Origin of the sequence: Hydrogenophaga electricum, from assembly GCF_030160815.1 — a bacterium.
GTDB lineage: Bacteria > Pseudomonadota > Gammaproteobacteria > Burkholderiales > Burkholderiaceae_C > Hydrogenophaga > Hydrogenophaga electricum.
Map to the genome: position 1 here is coordinate 1 of NZ_BSPB01000128.1, position 1,302 is coordinate 1,302.

Genomic DNA, 1,302 nt, shown 5'->3' on the forward strand with positions numbered 1-1,302 from the left:
CACTACCTTCCGATCAGCGTCTGCGGCAGATGACTTGTTTGGTTGGCACTTGAAGCAGCCTTGCAGTGCGAGCAATCGCTCGCCAAGGCTGTCTGTTGCGCCTATCGGCTCGCCGCTGCCCCCATCGCACTGAATATCCGCGCCATCCGCACGATGTTGCTGGCCGTCATCGTCAGCTTGAAGTGCTGGTCTACCCGCTCAATGCCACGGTAAACCGTCTGGCGGATGCGCCCCACCGTTTTGCCCCAACCGAAGTGCTCCTCGATGCGCTTTCGAATGGTCTGGCTGATTGCATAGCCCGTATGGCGTGTCGTTCTGCCGTCGATGGCACTTCCACCCCAGCGGGTGCTGTGACTGGCTACATGGGGAGTAACGCACCGCTGGCGGCACGCCTGCACGAAGTCACGGGTGTCATAGGCCTTGTCTGCTGCAACCGTTCGCGGGTGCCTGCCTGGCAACGTATCGAGCATTGCCAGCGCGGCCGCGCGCTCGCCATAGCCATCAGCATGCGTGACCACGGCGCCGACCACCAATCCTGAACGGTGCTCCATCAGCACGTGACCCTGGTAGGCCAGGATGGCCGCTGAGTTCTGGCTCTTCCTGAACAGCCGGGAGTCGGGGTCAGTAGTGCTGGCATGGGTGGCGTTGCTGCGTGGCTTGCCGTGCCAGTTGGCCGGCGCATTGCGTCCGGGCCCTGCACCGGGATCGCCATCGTTGTCGCTGCAGTCCTTGGGAGTGAAACTCTTGTGGCTGGCCCAAGCCTGGATCAGGGTGCCATCCACCGAGAAGTGGTCTTTGCTGAGCAGCTTGCGTTTGTCTGCCAGAGTCATCACCTCGGTGAAGAAGTTCTCCACCACCCGGTGCTCCAACAGCCTGTCGCGGTTCTTGGAGAAACTGGAGTGATCCCACACCTCGTCGTCGATGGCCAGACCAATGAACCAGCGGTACAGCAGGTTGTAGCGGATCTGCTCGACCAACTGGCGCTCGCTGCGCACCGAGAAGAACACCTGGATGAGCATGGCGCGCAACAGCTTCTCGGGGGCGATGGAGGCGCGGCCCGTGTCCGCGTAGATGGTGTTGAACAGACCGTTCAGACGCACCAGCGCTTCGTTGATCAGGCTACGGATCGGTCGCAATGGGTGATCTGCTGGTACGAAGTCTTCCAGCTTGGCCACTGTGAACAATGACTCCTGCATCGCGTCTGAACCTCGCATCGTCTGGACTCCTTGTTGAGCGAGCAGTCAGTATCTACAACGATGCTCCTGAATGCCAGGTTTTATGGGAGCGAAATTCAACAGCCTG

1 protein-coding gene is annotated in these 1,302 nt (G+C 60.5%); it reads right to left on the reverse strand.

The features are described from left to right. Positions 1 to 101 precede the first annotated feature (101 nt). Positions 102 to 1,214 (reverse strand): IS5 family transposase, encoded by a 1,113-nt coding sequence (locus QQK43_RS23080; protein ID WP_234267689.1) that lies wholly within the window; start codon positions 1,212 to 1,214, stop codon positions 102 to 104. Positions 1,215 to 1,302: the final 88 nt, after the last annotated feature.

Coding starts and splice junctions, on each gene's coding strand:
- QQK43_RS23080 (WP_234267689.1), bottom strand. CDS start 1,214: ATGCGAGGTTCAGACGCGATGCAGGAGTCATTGTTCACAGTGGCCAAG.